Origin of the sequence: Paraburkholderia phymatum STM815 (assembly GCF_000020045.1) — a bacterium.
GTDB classification, from domain to species: Bacteria; Pseudomonadota; Gammaproteobacteria; order Burkholderiales; family Burkholderiaceae; genus Paraburkholderia; species Paraburkholderia phymatum.
The window spans coordinates 373,977-389,267 of sequence record NC_010627.1; the positions used below are offsets into that span (position 1 = coordinate 373,977).

General features: G+C 60.8%; 12 protein-coding genes and 4 pseudogenes. 11 read left to right on the forward strand and 5 right to left on the reverse strand.

Features of this window, described 5'->3' with window-relative positions; all coding sequences use genetic code 11:
• The first annotated feature begins 52 nt into the window (after window positions 1-52).
• Genes BPHY_RS37570 through BPHY_RS37590 form a run of 5 tightly spaced genes read left to right on the forward strand, consistent with a single transcriptional unit; the run spans window position 53 to window position 5,627 of the window.
• The gene (locus tag BPHY_RS37570; protein WP_012406682.1) at window positions 53-1,501 is read left to right on the forward strand and encodes a site-specific integrase; all 1,449 of its coding nucleotides are present in this window, start codon (window positions 53-55) and stop codon (window positions 1,499-1,501) included.
• Window positions 1,498-2,349, forward strand: a complete 852-nt coding sequence (locus BPHY_RS43000) for a hypothetical protein (protein WP_012406683.1) — start codon at window positions 1,498-1,500, stop codon at window positions 2,347-2,349. The genes BPHY_RS37570 and BPHY_RS43000 overlap by 4 nt, the downstream gene beginning before the upstream one ends.
• Window positions 2,315-3,376 carry a hypothetical protein gene (locus BPHY_RS37580; RefSeq protein ID WP_012406684.1) on the forward strand — a complete coding sequence of 354 codons (1,062 nt, stop codon included), beginning with the start codon at window positions 2,315-2,317 and terminating at the stop codon, window positions 3,374-3,376. Before BPHY_RS43000 ends, BPHY_RS37580 begins: the two co-directional genes overlap by 35 nt.
• Window positions 3,373-5,268: a hypothetical protein gene (locus BPHY_RS37585; RefSeq protein WP_012406685.1), complete on the forward strand. Its 1,896-nt coding sequence runs from the start codon at window positions 3,373-3,375 to the stop codon at window positions 5,266-5,268. Before BPHY_RS37580 ends, BPHY_RS37585 begins: the two co-directional genes overlap by 4 nt.
• Window positions 5,265-5,627 carry a hypothetical protein gene (locus BPHY_RS37590; RefSeq protein WP_012406686.1) on the forward strand — a complete coding sequence of 121 codons (363 nt, stop codon included), beginning with the start codon at window positions 5,265-5,267 and terminating at the stop codon, window positions 5,625-5,627. Before BPHY_RS37585 ends, BPHY_RS37590 begins: the two co-directional genes overlap by 4 nt.
• Window positions 5,628-5,919: 292 nt before the next feature.
• Here the strand turns inward: BPHY_RS37590 and BPHY_RS37595 are convergent.
• Window positions 5,920-6,609 (reverse strand): annotated as a pseudogene (locus BPHY_RS37595) (phage integrase family protein); the annotation flags it as partial.
• 579 nt (window positions 6,610-7,188) lie between these two features.
• Here BPHY_RS37595 and BPHY_RS37600 point away from each other — a divergent pair.
• Window positions 7,189-7,446, forward strand: a pseudogene (locus tag BPHY_RS37600) (group II intron reverse transcriptase/maturase); the annotation flags it as partial.
• Window positions 7,447-7,463: 17 nt separating this feature from the next.
• Here the strand turns inward: BPHY_RS37600 and BPHY_RS37605 are convergent.
• The 3 genes from BPHY_RS37605 to BPHY_RS37615 all read right to left on the reverse strand — a co-directional run bounded on the left by BPHY_RS37605 (window position 7,464) and on the right by BPHY_RS37615 (window position 10,354).
• Complete coding sequence (locus BPHY_RS37605; protein ID WP_012406688.1) at window positions 7,464-9,536, reverse strand: recombinase family protein; 2,073 nt, start codon at window positions 9,534-9,536, stop codon at window positions 7,464-7,466.
• Between the two features lie 136 nt (window positions 9,537-9,672).
• A complete protein-coding gene (locus BPHY_RS37610) occupies window positions 9,673-9,927 on the reverse strand; it encodes a DUF6788 family protein (RefSeq protein WP_208459148.1) in 255 nt (84 codons plus the stop codon).
• A gap of 130 nt (window positions 9,928-10,057) precedes the next feature.
• Complete coding sequence (locus BPHY_RS37615; protein ID WP_012406690.1) at window positions 10,058-10,354, reverse strand: Y4bD/Y4pK family protein; 297 nt, start codon at window positions 10,352-10,354, stop codon at window positions 10,058-10,060.
• Between the two features lie 14 nt (window positions 10,355-10,368).
• Between BPHY_RS37615 and ltrA the strand changes: the two are divergent.
• From ltrA to BPHY_RS44140, 3 genes and pseudogenes are all read left to right on the forward strand, one after another.
• Window positions 10,369-11,396 (forward strand): annotated as a pseudogene (ltrA, locus tag BPHY_RS37620) (group II intron reverse transcriptase/maturase); the annotation flags it as partial.
• Between the two features lie 537 nt (window positions 11,397-11,933).
• Window positions 11,934-12,593, forward strand: a complete 660-nt coding sequence (locus BPHY_RS44135; RefSeq protein WP_322789051.1) for a reverse transcriptase domain-containing protein — start codon at window positions 11,934-11,936, stop codon at window positions 12,591-12,593.
• A gap of 37 nt (window positions 12,594-12,630) precedes the next feature.
• Complete coding sequence (locus tag BPHY_RS44140; protein ID WP_252671052.1) at window positions 12,631-13,239, forward strand: group II intron maturase-specific domain-containing protein; 609 nt, start codon at window positions 12,631-12,633, stop codon at window positions 13,237-13,239.
• Between the two features lie 849 nt (window positions 13,240-14,088).
• Here the strand turns inward: BPHY_RS44140 and BPHY_RS37630 are convergent.
• Window positions 14,089-14,457, reverse strand: a pseudogene (locus BPHY_RS37630) (ATP-binding protein); the annotation flags it as partial.
• Between BPHY_RS37630 and tnpA the strand changes: the two are divergent.
• Window positions 14,431-14,910 carry an IS66-like element accessory protein TnpA gene (gene tnpA / locus BPHY_RS37635; protein WP_012406691.1) on the forward strand — a complete coding sequence of 160 codons (480 nt, stop codon included), beginning with the start codon at window positions 14,431-14,433 and terminating at the stop codon, window positions 14,908-14,910. The pseudogene BPHY_RS37630 and the gene tnpA overlap by 27 nt on opposite strands.
• Window positions 14,910-15,263: an IS66 family insertion sequence element accessory protein TnpB gene (gene tnpB / locus BPHY_RS37640; protein WP_012406692.1), complete on the forward strand. Its 354-nt coding sequence runs from the start codon at window positions 14,910-14,912 to the stop codon at window positions 15,261-15,263. The genes tnpA and tnpB overlap by 1 nt, the downstream gene beginning before the upstream one ends.
• The last annotated feature ends 28 nt before the right edge of the window (window positions 15,264-15,291 follow it).

The following is a 15,291-nucleotide window of genomic DNA, read 5'->3' on the forward strand; positions in this document are numbered from 1 at the left end:
GCAGGCTGTGTTAAAGCGGACACCCGCACAAACACAGCAGAGGATCTGCACGATGACAGCAAGACGAACGACCATCCGGCAACTGCCGTTGACCGAGGTCGTTGACCGCGACACACCCGGCGCGACGCCGGTTAGTATCACCACCCCCGAGGGCGGCACCATCTATCACACGGTCCCGCTCGCAGACCCCGGCACCGGCAAGCGACGCGACACCCGCCCGAAGTGGATCGCTGGCACCTTTCCTCTCTTTCCCGTTGTCCGACTTGCTGACGGCGCGCCGTGGGCTGAGGCGAACCTCTGGCTCATCGATATGATCGAGTCGAAGTCGTCGCCGAACATGCTGACGTTCGCCAGCATCGCTGACGACCTGGTAGCGTTCCGTCGTTTTCTGGATGACGAGGGTATCGACTGGCTCGTCTTCCCTGTGAACAAGCGGCAACGTCCGACCTACCGATATAGCGGCTCGATCAAGCTGGCCGTGCAGGCCGGCGAGCTGTCTCCGGGCGTTGCCAGGCGTCGTATGGGCACCATGGTGCGCTTTTATCGCTGGATGATGACCGAAGCAGGCTTTCGACCCACGAACGCGCCGTGGGTCGAATCTGATCGTTTCATTGAGTTCAAGGACCAGAAGGGCTTCAGCAGCGTGATCGAAGTCGCGACCACGGACCTGTCGATCAGTGGCCGGCGCGCAGAAGACCCGTGGGACGATCACATCCAGGACGGTGGTCGCCTGCGCCCGCTCCCCTCTGCCGAGCAGTCGGCGCTGCTTGAATCGTTAGCCACACTCGGCAACATCGAGATGACGCTCGTTCATCTGTTCGCGCTGTTGACAGGCGCCCGCATCCAGACGGTACTGACCGTGCGTGCGAAACACGTGATGCGCAAGCCTGACGGGTTTCACGGCGACGACATCCGTCTCGCCTGCGGGCCAGGTACCGGCATCGACACGAAGAACGGTGTTAAGGGCGTGTTGCACGTTCCGCGCGGTTTCTATGAGCGGCTGTACATCTACGTGCACAGCGATCGTGCGCGCAAGCGCCGCCAGATGGCAGATGGTGGCGATCACTTCGACCAGGCGCTCTTTTTGAGCCATCGCGGTGCGCCGCTCTATGAGGATCGCGCGGCGCGCAGCCCGCTCAGCACTGGACCGCTGGTCCGCCGCCACGTCAAGACTGGGCAGGCCGTACGCCAGTTCATCAGGGACGAACTGTTGCCCATGATGCGCGTGCGGCTCGGCAACCCCAGATACGAGTTCAGCTTCCACGACCTGCGCGCGACCTTCGGGTTGAAGATGGTCGACGCGATGACGGCGAACGGGACGAAGTACACGCGGGCGCTCGATCAGTTGCGGCAGTTGATGTGGCACGTACAACCGTCAATGACTGAACGCTATCTCGCTTACCGCGAGAATCGCAAGCTGTTCGACGCTGTACAGGACGGCTGGGGAGTGCACCTGTCGGCGCTGGTCACGCGCACCCTCGACACTGTGGAGGCAGCATGAACCGCCTGTACGAGGAAGTGCGCATGCCGCTCGCCGAGGGCACGACGCTGCTGCATCCCGAACGCGCGCTGCTCAGGTGGGAAGGCATGAGCGGACGTTCCGATATCGGTCAGATCTGCTATCTGACGCGCGACACGTCGAGCCCGCAGCGCACGCGACGCACTTTCGACCCAACAAGCTTCTGCAGCGAACGCGCCAGGGTCGTGCGTCTGCTCGTGACCCAGCTTTCAGGGCGTATGGCCCTTGGCGCGAGGCGTCCGGTGACGATCTTCATGGATTTGCGCGTCGTGCTTGATTTCGTCAACTGGGCCGACAGCCAGCGCTTGCACCAGGTGCTCTGTGACGAGAAGGCTACCGCAGAGGCGGTTCATCGGTACTTCCGTGAGAGGCGCGATCAGGTCTCGCTGGGCAACCAGAACCGCAATTCCGTCGCCAGCCGTCAGCGTATTCTGTTGTCGATGCTACGTGAGTTCTTCCGAAGCGACGACTTCTGCGCCGACGCGAGGGCGCTGCGCCAGCAACAGGATGCCTGGGTGCCGACGGCTGTGCCTGACGCCGAGGCACAGGCCGCCCTGCTCGCGTGGGCTGACGCGCTCTTCAGCAGCATCAGCACGCTGGTGCTCGACTTCAAGCCGTACCCCGTGCGCGTGACCACGGTGCGAGGTGAGCATCTTTGCCTGGTTCCGCACCCATTCGGACGTAAGAAAGGCGACGACTCGCGCGGCCTGCTTGGCTGGAATCTGGAGACGGGAGAGCCACGTACTCGCGAAGACATCACGAAGCGCATGGCCGAAACAGGGGCTAATACTCCTCATGAGAGTTCGGAGGATCGCCGGACTGACAGCTAAAAATCTTGCGGCAGCGAACGCGGATGCGCAATCGCCGATCCGACGCTCGCATGCTTCGATAGCTGCTTCTTGCTTTGCCGCGCTGTTTCTTGCCGAAACGGGCATCAACCTCGCGCAACTGCTAGCCATGAAGTGGAGTCCGGAGCTTGCCACGAGCCTCAAGGATGCGTCGGTTGCGCGTCAGAAGTTTCGTGAGATCAAGTACCGGGCAGGCGGGAGGGACGTTACGTTCACCGTCTCGCTGGGCTTTATGCCGAAGCTCAGGGCGTATCTGGCGTTGCGCGAGTATCTGGTGCAGGACGCAGAGTGGGACGTATTGTTCGTCGTAGTCGGGCATTATGCACAGCCGCGGCGGCTAACGGGGCTCTCAACCCAATTCCTGGAGCGGCTTTACAGTCGACTCGACACGCTCGGGATGGTGCTGCCGCGCATTGGCGCGCGTCAGTGGCGTGCGGCGAAGCAGGATTGGGCGATGAGCAACCACGGCCCCGTCATCGCAGCCAGGCTGATGGGGCACTCGCTGGAGACGGCGCTGCGCTCGTACTCGAACGGCACGGACGCCGCGCACAAGGCTGAGATGGGAGCGTTCCTCGCTTCGGTCGAGAAGACTGTGCTGGGACCAGGCAACGACCCGGCGGGCAGCATCGGGAGCGCAGTGGGCATCTGCATCGGGTTCCACAAGCCTGCGCCGATCGCGGCTTCGGTCACGGTACAGCCTGACTGTCGCTCGACCGAAGGGTGTCTCTTCTGCGACCAGTACCGCGTGCACGCCGACGCCGCCGATATCCGCAAGCTGCTGGGCTGCCGTCACTGCGTCAGGCTCGTGGGCGGGCGTGCTGACTCGATCGAGCAGTACGACAGATCGTTCGGTGCGGTACTGCGACGCGTTGACTTCCTGCTCGACGAACTGCGCAGGCGGGATGCAACGATGGTCGATCAGATCGAGCATGACGTTGATATCGAGGGGAATCTGGACGCTTTCTGGTCGGCCAAGCTCGACCAGCTTTACGAATTGGGAGTGGCATGAACAACACACTGCTCGCGCCGGCCGCTGAGCGGCCCGACTGGTATCGGGTCGAGGACGATACGGTTGTCACGCGCGACACACCTGGGAACACTGTTTCGCTATTTGGTAATGATACCTGGGACATCCGTGCATATGCGGTTGGGACACGCAGCACGCATCTCTATTTTAGAAGCCACTTGCCTGACGGCGTGAGCCGCGTGCTTTCAGAAGCGACCACGCGTCAATGGAAGCAGGTCATGTACTTTCTGATGCACGAAGCGACCGATATGGTACCGGCGTCCGGCACGCTTCAGGCTCGTTCACTCAACCTGAGGGAGTTCACGTTCTTTGCCGCCGCACGTCAGCTTACGCTCTACGAGGGCCTGTCCAATGTCGCCGTTGTTCTGGACTATGCGGCGCAAGCCGGGATGGAGGCGAAGGCCCAACGCCTTCATTCGATTCTGGTGAAGCTTCACCGTCTGGGCGTCGAGACCACAGGACTGCGTGTACCGCTGGCACAATTGCATAAGCCGCTGCTCGAACGCTTTGCGCAACATGCTGGATACTCGCAATACCCTGCCATCCCGACGCGGATCTACCAGCACTTCCTGTCGACCTGTCAGCATGACCTCGGCATCGCTGAAGACGTCGCTGATGTTCTGTCGGACTACCTCGCACGCGTATACGCTGGTGAGAGGCCTGGTGTCTCTGCAGAACTGGTAAGTACTGCAACGCACTTCCGGTGCGAGGACCCCCGTTATGTCGCCTCGTCGCTTGTGGCGTCGATCACCGCGCTATGTCAGCTTGTCATCCTGTCGTTCACCGGCATGCGCGCGGCAGAAGCAGAGACCCTGCCCTACAACTGCCTGAGTGAGTCCCGTCTGGATGGCGTGACACATTACACCATCGAGGGCGTCACGACCAAACTGTCGGGCGGTCGTGCCAGGCGCGCGTGCTGGGTGACCAGCCCGCTCGCTGCCCGCGCTATCAGGCTCGCGCAACGCCTGTCGGGCGAGGCGCACCGTGCGCACGGTGCGCAAGGTTACGCCGAATCGACGGACGGTTCGCACCTGCTGTTCTGCCGGATGGGTCTGCCGATAGGCCCGCGTCATGCATACGTAGCAAACCGGGCGGCAAGTAAAGTAGCTAACTATATCGAAGCCTTTCGTGAGCGCGTCTTTCCGACGATCACATTCGAGGACATCGCTGAGCTGAAGCGGGTCGACATGCACCGCGCGTGGGAAGACGAGCCGAAGTACGCGCTCGGGCAGCAGTGGCCGTTCACTCGCCACCAGCTTCGCCGGAGCCTCGCCCTCTACGCTCATCGGAGCGGCCTCGTGACGCTACCTACGCTCAAACGTCAGCTGCAGCACCTCACGCACGAGATGAGCATCTACTATGCGCGCGGCTCGGCGTTCGCAAAGGGTTTCATCGACACCGACAAGCGCCACTTCGCGAAGGAATGGGCCGAGACGCAGGGCCTGTCTGAGTATCTCGCGTACGCCGAGCAGGTGCTGTTCGCTGACGAGCGGCTGTTCGGCGGGCACGCAGCGTGGACGCAGAGCCGTGCCGTGCAGGCCTCGCCTGTATCGGTCTACTCGCGCGAGCAAACGATCAGAAAGTTTGAGAAGGGTGAACTCGCATATCGCGAGACGGTGCTGGGCGGCTGCGCCAGCGTTGAGCCCTGCAGGTCGACACCGCTCGACTGGATGCGTCTGGATTGTCTTGAATCGAACTGCCGTAATCTCATCGTCGTGCTGTCGAAGCTTCAGCGAGTGATCAAGGCACAGCAGGCTACGGTCGGGAAGCTGCGCGCAGTTGATGAGACAAGCGTCGAATACCGTATCGAGGCACAGACGCTGCAACGACTGCTTGACGCGCAGGAGAAACTGATCAAACCGGAGGCAGCATGAGCGACGCCATGACCGACTACTACGCCGCCCTTGAGCGGCTGAAGAAACGAAAAGGAGTGCGTATCAACAATGACGCCGTAGCTATCGAGGCGGGCCGCAAGAAGGGCAGCATCAAGAAGTCGCGCCCGCAGTTCACAGCACTGATTGACGCGATCGATGCAGCCAACGCGGTAGCCGGGCGCCCGAAGCTCGAACTGGCCGAGCGTCTGGACCGGGCGAAAGGCGACGCGAAGGATCTGCAGGCACAACTTGACGAGTCACTGGCTCGTGAGCTCGCACTACTGCGTCAGGTGTTCAGCCTGCGCAAGGAACTGGCCGCGCTACGAGGCGGTAGCGTCCTGCCCCTGCACCCGCGCTAGATCGGGGCGAGCGTTTTCGCTCGAAACGGGCACGTGGGCTGCTTTACCTGCGTCGGGTGTCTTGAGTGCGTCGACTTGGTGCTCGCGAAGGTTCTCGCTACGGGGCACCCGGCGTGGTGTCGCATCAAATCCGATCGTGATTCTGTGACACCGCGAAACTTGCGGCGGAAGATGGACACCCGATCGTCGTTCTGTCCACTTTTTCGGCTAGCCAAATGGACATCCTGCTGACTGCCTATCCCAGCATTTTCAAGGCTCCGGCTGATGTCCATTTTCTTTCTCTTGCGCGTAAGGACTGAACCGCCTCGTAATCGTTGGACGCGTCAAGCGTGCAGGTTGCACGCGGCGCCCGGAAGGTGCCTGCGGAGCCATCGACCTCGTGCGGCAGTTTGAGGGTTTCCCACGGCACGATATCGCCACGCTGGCTGGCGACGATCAACGCACGCGCCTTGTCGGTGAGGGCGGGCCACGCCGCGAAAAACGCCTCGATTGCGCGGGCACTGGCCGCGCCGAGTCCCGGCACGGCCTTCCACCACTGGCGCCGACGGGGGACGCGCACGGTCAGATCCGCGAGCGTCCGGATGCCGTGTGCGTGCAGCACGCGCACGGCACGCGGGGTGAACCACTGCGCGATGTCGTCGGCGATCTGCGGTTCGGGCGGACGCGCGGTGCGCAGTATGTCGATGGCCTGTGCGACGGCTTTCGCATGCTGCGCGCGTTCCCCGGCGGAATGGCTGAGGAGTGCTACGAGATCGTCGCGATGGGTCGCGCGCGCGACGTCGAACAGCTTGCGGCGGATACGTCCGAGCACGCCGCGGGCCGATCGCCCGTGACCGAGTGCGGCGGGCAGGTAGCGCGCCACGGCCTGCCGCACGGACACGCCGGCGTACCACGCGCGCAGCACGGCGAGTTCGTCCGCATCGGGAAAACCGGTTATCGCGTCAGCGGCGGGCGCGACGGGCAGGGTGAGACGCGTTTTCATATATCGGAGTTTAGTACAGAAACAGAGGCCTTTAGATAAGAAAAGTTATCTTAGTGTGTCACGAACGCGGGCGAAAGTCTGCGGTGCTGTACTGAAGATGGGAGCAGGCCTCCCGAAGTCGGCTTTCAGGAGCAGGCTTCAAACCGCCCGGTGCTGCTGCGTCCAAAAGACGTGGTGGTGAGCGACCGTGGAAAAGTCACCCGGCTAGGGTGGCAGGTACGTGTTGAGCAGATGAGCGAAAGCAAACCGTCCGACGACGCATCGTTACTTTTCTATAAAGCGCTGTCAAAACTGGAGTCGTAAGATAGCTCCAGGATCAGTCGGGACGACACCTGATTACGGACCCGATGGCAGTCGGTGTATAGGCGGCATGAGCTCAATACAGGCTTTGGTATGGAACGTGAGAACCTTGCTTCGAATGCGAAGGGAAATGACAAATGGCAGACACCATGAGGAAGAATACCGATGTCGGAGCGAGGGGCGGAGCTGCCCGTAGTAGTGTTGAAGCCTTTGTAATGAAGGTGGAGCGAAGGGGCGGCGTTATCCTGTTGACGAAGGTCACCAACCTGCACTGCGGGGATGAGTGACATGACATCAACGAAGCCGTACAGCATTGCGAAACGGGTGGTGTGGGAAGCGTACCAGTTGGTGAGGGCTAACCGCGGGGCTGCGGGCGTGGATGATGAAACTATCGCCATGTTCGAGCAGAATCTTTCGGGAAATTTGTACAAGCTGTGGAATCGGATGTCGTCGGGGTCGTACTTCCCGCCACCGGTGAAGCAGGTTGAGATCCCGAAGGCCAAGGGCGGCACGAGAAAGCTGGGGATACCGAAGGTGACTTCATAATGCACCTCTCACAGTTGAGTGTCGGAATGTTGCCGCTGCAGATGCCCTGAAGTGCGCACCCAATCCTCTAGTTGCTGTTCCTTGGCGGCATCCAGCGTGACCCACCACGGGCCCCGCCCATCGAGCTTGCGGGCCTGGACTACCTGGCGCTCGATCCAGTAATAGACGACGTGTGGACTGACGTGCAGCCGATGAGCGAGCTGCTGTACCGTGAGTTCGTCCGGCCGCTTGAAGCAGGTTGCTTCAATTTCATACCGGTAACGGATCCATTTGACCATTTCAAGCGTGAACGATTTGCCACAGGCGCTGCGCTGGCCTTCCTGATTGAGGTGCGCCACGATTTGCCGGTCAGGCAGATGCTGCGATAGTTCGCGCACCCGCTCAACGAACGCGGCGGGGTAACGCATCGCGTCGGCAGCCGGCTTGGGCAAGTCCACGGTGACATCAGTACACGCGCTGCCCTGCCAGCGGATATGCAGCACCGCTTGTCTCGTGGCGGACCATTTCTCGACCGTGATGTCCCGGATGAGCAGTCGCAACATGCGCTTGCGATCCTTCGCTGACGTGGTCGGCGCCCGCCAGAGGCGCGGCAGATTGCGCGCCAGCGCGAGGACCTGAGCTTTCTGTTCGGACGTCGCGACGCGTGCCTTCTGGCTCTGGAACTGGGTGGATTCCGTCCTGATCGCCTCGAGGTGAAGCATCGCGTCATTCCAGCGCCGTTCGAGGGTACCCGCGACCAGACGATTGGCCGGATCGCATTCCTGATAGCGACGTTCAGCGAGTGCGACCTCATACTCGGCGCGTTCGATGCGCATGTGCCACTGGCGCATGATGGCATGATCGCGTTGCTCGAGTTCGCTCAGGGCGGTCACGGCGAGCTCGAGTTCGGCTGGCTGCAGGGCGGTGAATACAGCCTCGCCAATTGCGTTGTCAAGTAGTTCGCTGCGGATGCTCATGCAATCGGTGGTCGCCAGCGCCTCACGACGGCGCGCACTGCATAAGTACAATGGATAGAGGCCGCCGTTCCCCTGGTAGCGAACGGTCAACGCCCGACCACAGTCGCCGCATATCAGCAGCCCCTGAAGCAGCGCCAATCCTTCACGCGCCGCACCACTGAGCACGGTCACTTCGCCGTTGGTCCGGTTGCGCGCCAGGTGTTCCTGGTTGCGCTCAAATTCCTCCGGGGTGATATATCCATCATGATGGTCTGGCAGATGAACGCGCCACTCTGTCTTCGGAACCGGCTGTACGTGCTTATGGACCTCTCCCTGTGGTGTGATGCGCTGACGATACTGGTATCGTCCAAAAACATAGATACCGGCATAGGAAGGATTCCGTATCAGACCGAGAACACGTCCGTGACTCAGGCGCCCCCAGATGAGTCGACCTGCCCAGGCACCTCCGTAGGCACGCTTGGGAAAGCGCAGGCCCTCTTCGGCAAAGCGCTTGACAACCGCGTACGCGCTGCCGGTCTCCTGAAACAGACGAAATGCGAGTTGCACGGCACCGCGTACCTCGTCATCGGGATCCAGGACGATGCGGCCGTCATCGCCATAGCACAAGCCGACGGGCAGTGGAAAGCGCAACTCACCCTTCTTCGCCTTGTTGAGTTTGCCGCCCTGGAGGCGGCCGCGCAAGAAGTGCAGTTCGGCCTGTGCCATCGTACCTTTGAGACCAAGTATCAGGCCGTCGTTGAAGTCGCCCGCGTCGTAGCAGCCATCGGCGTCGATCACGAGCGTATGGGTGAGCGCGCACAGCTCGAGCAGGCGATGCCAGTCCAGATTCGAGCGTGCCAGGCGGGAAACCTCCAGTGCGAATACAGCACCCACGTTTCCCATCGAGACGTCCGCTACGAGGGTCTTGAAGTCCTCGCGGCCCGTCATCTGCGCCCCCGATTGACCGAGATCGCGGTCCAGGACCCGGATCGCCGTCTCCGGCCAACCCAGTGCCAGCGCTTTGTCGCGCAACGCGTATTGACGCTCGGTGCTCTCCTGATGGTGCCGTACCTGGGCCAGCGTACTTTGGCGGATATAGATGTACGCCGGTTTGCTTTGATGTTGGGGGGTGATCTTGGTGTTCATCGAAGGCCTCCTCGGTCAGCTCCAGCTCGGGCTCGGCGGTGAGCCAGGCCTCGAGCATGTTGGCGATGAGTACGCCGGCCGATTGCGGATCGATGAAGTTGGCGAGCGACAGAGACGACTGGCTCACCGGCGCCCCTCAGAGCGCCTCGCGGCGGCGCAATAGTTCGCGGTTGATCTCGCAGATCTCCTCGATGATCTCGCGAACGCGGTGATAGTTCGCCAGGTGCTCGGCGACGTCGGTGTAATCGGCTTGCGGCACGTAGTCCATTTGCGGCCGGCGGCCGGGAAAGCTCACGGACAGGTAGTACTTGGGACCATGGCCGGGGCCGTCTGCACACTTGCAGCCCGGTTTGCCGCAGCGCTTGTAGCGCTCGATGAGCGAGCCGCGCAAGAGCGTCTCTAACGCTGGCATTTGCTTCAGCAATTGCGCTCGGCGTCTGCGCAAAGTGGACGACGGAATATCTTCCATTGGCGGACCACGTTGAAAACTGGTCTGATAGTAGGACAAGGAGATGCATTGATCAAGCTCCTTTGTTCGATGACTTCCTGGATCGGGCAAGCTGGTCGATCAACGTGACCAGCTCCAGCAACATGCCCAGATCGAAGCAGCATACGGGTGCGATGGCGTCGTCGTGGACAGACGGTGTGCCCCAGTCGGTCCATTCGCGCGCAATGCTAAAGCTGCCGCGATCTGTATCGCGCAGAAGCAGTGTCTCGGTGCCCCCGACGCGGCGGGCCTTCAGCACGGGAAAGCGTTGGCCCCTGAGGGGATGAAACGGATGACGGATCTCAGCCCATCCCAAATGCTCGTTGAGCACTTGTGCAGTTCGCGTTGACCGTCCCCACCGTATCTGATCGCGTGGCGCAAAGTGTCGTCAAGCTGATGATCGAGCCGAAGCTCGACCCGATATTCCATGAAGATTCATATGGATATCGGCCGGGCAAGTCGGCTAAACAGGCGATTGCCGTGACGCGTACGCGTTGCTGGAGATACGACTGGGTCGTCGAGTTTGACATCAAGGCGGCATTCGACCAGATCGACCATGCGTTGCTAATGAAAGCGGTGCGACGCCATATCAAGGAGAGCTGGATCCTGTTGTACGTCGAGCGGTGGCTGACTGCGCCGTTCGAAACTGCGGATGGGGCGAGTTTGCCTCGCACGCGGGGTACACCACAGGGCGGCGTGGTCAGCCCGATCTTGATGAATCTGTTTATGCACTATGCGTTCGATAGCTGGATGCAGCGGACATGGCCGCAATCGCCCTTTGCCCGTTACGCCGACGACGCGGTGGTTCATTGCCGCAGTCTGGTGGAGGCGCAATCCGTGATGCAAGCGATTGCAGCACGGCTGGGAGAGTGTGGCCTGACGATGCATCCGGAGAAGTCGAAGATCGTGTATTGCAAGGACAGTAATCGCACTGGCACTCATCCGAACGTGCAGTTCACGTTTCTCGGTTTTACGTTTAGACCCAGAGCGGCATCGAGCAAACACCGACGGCGATTTACTAGCTTTCTGCCAGCGGTGAGCAGCGATGCCTTAAAGAGGATGAGACAGGCCGTGCGAAGTTGGAAACTGCACCGACGAACACCGGCGACGCTGGGAGACCTTGCGCAGCAATGCAATACGGCGATACAAGGGTGGTGGAACTACTACGGGGCGTTCTATCGGGTGGCGATGCATAGGCTCTTCGGCTACATCGACCTACGGCTTATGCAGTGGGCTCGACGCAAGTACAAGAGGTTGCGGCAGCACAAGAGACGCAGTGCGGAATGGCTGCGCCGGATGAAGTTCGTCCACCCCAAGTTGTTTGTCCACTGGCGTGTCGTCGGGGTATCGGTTGGATAACGGGAGCCGAATGAGTCGAGAGGCTCACGTTCGGTTGTGTGTCCAGCTAAGGCTGGCGTGTTCAGCAGGAAATAGACCTGCCGGGGTAGAAGTCAGAAGCTCCGTAGCTTGGATAGCAGGGTGGCGGGAAACCAAGACTCTGAAGCCTATCGACGACCGTCTCCTTGGGGGACGTGCGAGTCATCGGGCCGTAATGAAGATGAACGTGGATGTGGCCTCGAAAGTGAAGAGACCCGAAGGCCGAGCCCGCAACCGAGAGGGCGAAGGCAGCATGGGTAGCCGAAATCTGACCGATACGGCTATTCCACTTCGGCGGGGTGGAAGCGACGGCACGATGACAAGGACATGCTGAGCAACTGGAGAAGCCCTCCTCGCCCCGGCGCGAAATCGCCGGAGCAAGGTAGGTCCTATAACCGGCGAACCCGGGAAGTGGACCGAAGGCGAGAGGGTGGCGGATGGGTCCGTACTAGCGGTGAAGCCGGGTAACGCTGGTGGAGCGAAGGGGCCCTGCTGTTTGTAACTTCCTCGACAACATGGGAGGCAAGGACGAGATGACAAAGGCGTCCAGCAGTTTGCAGGACCTGAGGCGGGGAATATACGTCAAGGCGAAGGCTGAACCGTCCTGGCGTTTCTGGGGTTTGTACGTCCATGTCTGCAAGATCGAAACGCTGCGCGAGGCGTATGCGATGGCCAGAAGGAACAACGGAGCGCCGGGTATTGACGGGGTGACGTTCGAGGCCATCGAGGCGCAAGGCGTGGAAGTGTTCCTTGCGCAGATACAGGACGAACTGACTGGGCGTACCTACAGACCGCTACGATCAAGGCGGCAGGAAATACCAAAGGACGGGGGCAAAGTCCGCGTCCTGTCGATTCCTGCTATCCGCGATAGAGTGGTTCAGGGTGCGCTCAAGCTCATATTGGAACCGATCTTCGAGGCGGACTTCCAACCGGGGTCGTATGGCTATCGGCCGAAGCGTACCGCGCATGAAGCTGTGCATCGGGTGGCAACCGCGATCGTTCAGTGCAAGACCCGCGTCATAGACCTGGATTTACGGGCGTACTTTGACACAGTTCGGCATCACCTGCTGCTTGAAAAGGTAGCGCGTCGGGTCAATGATGACGAGGTCATGCGTTTGCTGAAGTTGATGCTGACGGCATCGGGTAAACAGGGCGTTCCGCAAGGCGGGGTTGATTTCGCCATTGCTCAGTAACGTCTATCTCACAGAGGTAGACCGGATGCTGGAGAGGGTGAAAGGTTCCACGCGAAGCGGGAAGTACACCTACGTCGAGTATGCCCGTTTCGCTGACGATCTTGTCGTGCTGATCGACGCGCATCCTCGCAATGCGTGGTTGCTGAAGGTGGTGAGCAGACGTCTTCGGGACGAGTTTGCCAAACTGCAGGTCGAGGTGAATGAAGAGAAGAGTCGCACTGTGGATCTGGATCGCGCAGAGAGCTTCGGCTTTCTCGGGTTCGACTTCCGACGCCTGCGCAGTATAGGGCGACAGGTGTGGCGAGCGCACTACACGCCTAAGTTGAAGAAACGCACGGCGCTAGTGCGCAAGCTCAAGGAGGTATTCCGGCGATACCAGTCGCAGCCGGTGGATCGGGTAGTGCAACTGATCAACCCGGTGCTGCGAGGCTGGGTGAATTACTTCGCTGTTGGACATTCCAGCGAGTGCTTCAGCTTCATCAAGGACTGGGTGGAAAAGAAGATTCGACGCCACATGGGGCGATCCCGGAATCGTCGGGGCTTCGGCTGGAAGACGTGGAGTAGGCGCTGGCTATATGACGAACTGAAGCTGTTCAACGGCTACCGGGTTCGTCGTGATGCCGCACTGAAAGCGTCCCCGGCATGATAGGTCCCATAAATCTTGACGTGAAGCAGACAGGAAAGCGTAGTGCGGGAAAACCGCATGCTGCGTTTGACGTGGCGGGAGCTGGAAACGTGGCCATGGCAACCGGATTGAGGCCCACCGCGAAAGCGAGGGAGAAGCCACCGGGGCCTACCGTGCGCGCGCCAGTTCTCGACCCTACCTGCGAGAGACTCGAGGTGCAACTCCTCGGGTCTACTCACCCTGTAATAGCGTGATTCACGCACGAGTTTTGTGGAAATCCTGGCGCCCGAGAACTGCACAAAACGGTCGCCCCGTTAGACTGGAGTCCGAACAAAACCGGAAGGACATCCATCGCGGTCAAAAAACCGTCGCACGAGCGTTCACCTTGCCTCGGGGTACACGGCACCGTGGCCGTTCATCGCAGCCATCAATGCATCTTCTCCTTGCGCTGCGCCAGATACATTCAGTCCGTTCACAGTCTTGCAGCGTCATGAGGGGTAAGGAAGCCTTGCGATGCAACGCCCCGACTATGCAGAGTCGCACTTCGATCTCAACCATACTCCGTCAGCGCGGAACAAGGATAGGGTCGGAAATGCAGAGATTATGATGAGTTTGACATCAGGCTATCGGTTCGAGCCCAGGAGAAGGATGGGCCACGATGTCCCAGTCTTGTGTCCGCGCCGACCGAATTCTGAGCCACCGCGCCGATTGAATTTTGAGCCGGGGTGGAGACCGGTCTGAAGCACGACCGGTTGTGGATAAGTGTATGGGTTTCCTGGGTCGTTGTCCTCCTTCGTGTGAGGGTGCGTTGTGCAGGGGAGGCTGCGAAGGGCGTAGCCCGTAGCAGCCTCCCCTGCGCGGCGAACGACGTCAAACGGATTCGGAAGCGCTAGCGGCTTCGCCCTTGGGCGCTGCTTCACGCGATCGGATGCGCTTCTTTGCGCTGGCGCTGCTATGCCGGAAACGATAGCTCTCGTTGCCGGTCTCCTCGATGTGGCAGTGGTGCGTCAGCCGATCCAGCAATGCCGTGGTCATCTTCGCGTCGCCGAACACACTGGACCATTCAGCGAAATCCAAATTCGTTGTCACTGCAACGCTCGTGTGCTCGTACAGGCGGCTCAGAAGATGGTAAGCGCGAAATAATGCACACCTAGTCTCGGCAGTTGGGAAGAGGCAAGCTGCGTCCGCAGACATGAATTGCGGACGCAGATAATGACCGACACTGACTTTGACTTTCTTCCCCTGCGGGTGATCAAGACATGTGCCGATGGTAAGCATCGGTACGATCCCGAGGGCAAACGCAAGCTCATCGAGGCTTGCCGCCGACCTGGTGCGTCGCTGGCTGGCCTGGCGCTGAAGGCCTGCGTGAACGCAAACCAGCTGCACAAGTGGGTGCGTCTGCAGGAGCGGCGAGAGCGCGCTGCTGAGGCGAATGCTGACGTTGAGCAACCGTCGTCGGCATTTGCCGCAGTCGTCACGCTCGACGAGGCGCCTTCGCTATTGGCTCCCAGGGTCACAGTGCCACGTGAGCCGCAATCGACGCCACGGCGCGAACTGTTCCAGCCTTCGCGCCCGGCATCAGCCGCGCGCCTGTCAGCGACACTGCCCAACGGGGTCGTCGTCGAACTCGAGTGTTCCGGCCGCGATGCTTCACTCGTGAGCGCGATGATCGCCGCGCTGGGCGCACACTGATGTTCCGCTTCGATCATGACCTGCTGGTGTACCTGCATCGCGAGCCGATCGACTTCCGCGCCGGACTGAACACGCTCGTGACACTGGTCGAACGGTCTATGCAGCTTGACCCGCTCACGCGAGCCGTCTTCGGGTTCCACAATCGCAAACGCGACCGCGTGAAGCTTCGTCTTTATGATCGCGCCGGGTTCTGGCTCTTGATGAAACGACTCGAGGCAGACCGGTTTGCCTGGCCCCGTCGCCAGCAGACCGTGGTCGAACTCATGACGGAGCAGCTTCATCTGCTGCTCGATGGCGTCGATCTCGACGCGCTGCGCCGCCACCCAGCACGGCAATACCGCCACGCGAGCTGAAGCCCGGTATCGCCGCCGTTGCCGGTAA

Bases quoted from the DNA above. Each gene is read 5' to 3' on its own strand.
- BPHY_RS37570 (WP_012406682.1), top strand. From the start codon at position 53: ATGACAGCAAGACGAACGACCATCCGGCAACTGCCGTTGACCGAGGTC.
- BPHY_RS43000 (WP_012406683.1), top strand. From the start codon at position 1,498: ATGAACCGCCTGTACGAGGAAGTGCGCATGCCGCTCGCCGAGGGCACG.
- BPHY_RS37580 (WP_012406684.1), top strand. From the start codon at position 2,315: ATGAGAGTTCGGAGGATCGCCGGACTGACAGCTAAAAATCTTGCGGCA.
- BPHY_RS37585 (WP_012406685.1), top strand. From the start codon at position 3,373: ATGAACAACACACTGCTCGCGCCGGCCGCTGAGCGGCCCGACTGGTAT.
- BPHY_RS37590 (WP_012406686.1), top strand. From the start codon at position 5,265: ATGAGCGACGCCATGACCGACTACTACGCCGCCCTTGAGCGGCTGAAG.
- BPHY_RS37605 (WP_012406688.1), bottom strand. From the start codon at position 9,536: ATGAACACCAAGATCACCCCCCAACATCAAAGCAAACCGGCGTACATC.
- BPHY_RS44135 (WP_322789051.1), top strand. From the start codon at position 11,934: ATGACAAAGGCGTCCAGCAGTTTGCAGGACCTGAGGCGGGGAATATAC.
- tnpA (WP_012406691.1), top strand. From the start codon at position 14,431: ATGACCGACACTGACTTTGACTTTCTTCCCCTGCGGGTGATCAAGACA.
- tnpB (WP_012406692.1), top strand. From the start codon at position 14,910: ATGTTCCGCTTCGATCATGACCTGCTGGTGTACCTGCATCGCGAGCCG.